This window comes from Kaistia nematophila, assembly GCF_026343855.1.
GTDB classification, from domain to species: Bacteria; Pseudomonadota; Alphaproteobacteria; order Rhizobiales; family Kaistiaceae; genus Kaistia; species Kaistia nematophila.
The window spans coordinates 1-2,500 of record NZ_JAPKNK010000020.1 but is presented as its reverse complement, the minus strand read 5'-3'; the positions used below and the strand labels follow the sequence as shown (position 1 = coordinate 2,500).

Genomic DNA, 2,500 nt, shown 5'->3' with positions numbered 1-2,500 from the left:
CGGCGTACCTTTTGTATAATGGGTCAGCGACTTAATCTGACGAGCAAGCTTAAGCCGGTAGGTGTAGGCGCAGCGAAAGCGAGTCTGAACAGGGCGTTCAGTTCGTCGGATTAGACCCGAAACCGGGTGATCTAGCCATGAGCAGGCTGAAGGTGCGGTAACACGCACTGAAGGGCCGAACCGACGTCTGTTGAAAAAGACGCGGATGACTTGTGGCTAGGGGTGAAAGGCCAATCAAACTCGGAAATAGCTGGTTCTCCGCGAAATCTATTTAGGTAGAGCGTCGGATGAATACCTTGGGGGGTAGAGCACTGGATGGGCTAGGGGGATTTACCGTCTTACCAAACCTAACCAAACTCCGAATACCCAAGAGTACTATCCGGCAGACAGACGGTGGGTGCTAACGTCCATCGTCAAAAGGGAAACAACCCTGACCGCCAGCTAAGGCCCCCAAATCATGGCTAAGTGTGAAAGGATGTGGGGATCCCAAAACAACCAGGATGTTGGCTTAGAAGCAGCCATCATTTAAAGAAAGCGTAACAGCTCACTGGTCTAAATAAGGGTTCCTGCGCCGACAATGTAACGGGGCTCAAGCCATGTGCCGAAGCTGCGGATGTGATCGCAAGATCACGTGGTAGCGGAGCGTTCCGTAAGCCTGTGAAGGGAGACTCGTGAGAGCTCCTGGAGGTATCGGAAGTGCGAATGCTGACATGAGTAACGACAAACAGTGTGAGAGACACTGTCGCCGAAAGTCCAAGGGTTCCTGCGTAAAGCTAATCTGCGCAGGGTTAGCCGGCTCCTAAGGCGAGGCCGAAAGGCGTAGTCGATGGGAATGAGGTGAATATTCCTCAGCCTGCGGGTAGTGACGAATGCCGTATATTGTAGTGCCTTACTGGATTGGTGCTGCAGTGAAGGTGTTCCAGGAAATAGCTCCCGCGTATAGACCGTACCCTAAACCGACACAGGTGGACTGGTAGAGTATACCAAGGCGCTTGAGAGAATGGTGCTGAAGGAACTCGGCAAATTGCCTCCGTAACTTCGGGAGAAGGAGGCCCTCGGCTTGGGCAACCAGGTCGGGGGGGCACAGACTAGGGGGTAGCGACTGTTTACCTAAAACACAGGGCTCTGCGAAGCCGTAAGGCGACGTATAGGGTCTGACGCCTGCCCGGTGCCGGAAGGTTAAGAGGAGAGGTGCAAGCTTTGAATCGAAGCCCCGGTAAACGGCGGCCGTAACTATAACGGTCCTAAGGTAGCGAAATTCCTTGTCGGGTAAGTTCCGACCTGCACGAATGGCGTAACGACTTCCCCGCTGTCTCCAGCACCTACTCAGTGAAATTGAATTCCCCGTGAAGATGCGGGGTTCCCGCGGTCAGACGGAAAGACCCCATGAACCTTTACTATAGCTTTGCACTGGCATTCGTGTTTGCATGTGTAGGATAGGTGGTAGGCTTTGAAGCATGGGCGCCAGCTTGTGTGGAGCCATCCTTGAAATACCACCCTTGTGAATATGAATGTCTAACCGCGGTCCGTCATCCGGATCCGGGACCGTGCATGGTGGGTAGTTTGACTGGGGCGGTCGCCTCCCAAAGTGTAACGGAGGCGCGCGATGGTGGGCTCAGACCGGTCGGAAATCGGTCGTCGAGTGCAATGGCATAAGCCCGCCTGACTGCGAGACTGACAAGTCGAGCAGAGACGAAAGTCGGCCATAGTGATCCGGTGGTCCCACGTGGACGGGCCATCGCTCAACGGATAAAAGGTACTCTGGGGATAACAGGCTGATGATGCCCAAGAGTCCATATCGACGGCATCGTTTGGCACCTCGATGTCGACTCATCACATCCTGGGGCTGGAGAAGGTCCCAAGGGTTCGGCTGTTCGCCGATTAAAGTGGTACGTGAGTTGGGTTCAGAACGTCGTGAGACAGTTCGGTCCCTATCTGCCGTGGGTGTAGGAATATTGAGAGGATCTGTCCTTAGTACGAGAGGACCGGGATGGACGTACCTCTGGTGGACCTGTTGTGGCGCCAGCCGCATTGCAGGGTAGCTATGTACGGACGGGATAACCGCTGAAGGCATCTAAGCGGGAAACCCACCTCAAAACGAGTATTCCCTTGAGAGTCGTGGTAGACCACCACGTTGATAGGCCGGGTGTGGAAGTGCAGCAATGCATGCAGCTTACCGGTACTAATAACTCGATCGGCTTGATCACTCCCATTAATCCATGCTCATCCATTCAATCGGGTGACCATCGACGACAAAAACGCAGCTAACCCTGCAACCAGTTTCTGTGCTTCGCCGGCCTGGTGGTCATGGCGAGGAGCCTGAACCCGATCCCATTCCGAACTCGGCCGTTAAACTCCTCCGCGCCAATGGTACTTTGTCTTAAGACACGGGAGAGTAGGTCGCTGCCAGGCCTGCAAAGCACAGAAACAACCAGTTCGAGAAACCTTCTCTCTACGATGAAACCATTAAAAACCCCGCCGCGCTCCAAAGCCGGCGGGG

The 2,500-nt window shown here is 54.5% G+C and carries 2 rRNA genes (1 of these 2 cut by a window edge); both read left to right on the top strand.

Features of this window, described 5'->3' with window-relative positions:
- Positions 1 to 2,207, top strand: a 23S ribosomal RNA gene (locus OSH07_RS24295); it begins 545 nt to the left of the window's first position.
- A gap of 90 nt (positions 2,208 to 2,297) precedes the next feature.
- A 5S ribosomal RNA gene (rrf, locus tag OSH07_RS24290) occupies positions 2,298 to 2,412 on the top strand.
- Positions 2,413 to 2,500 lie beyond the last annotated feature (88 nt).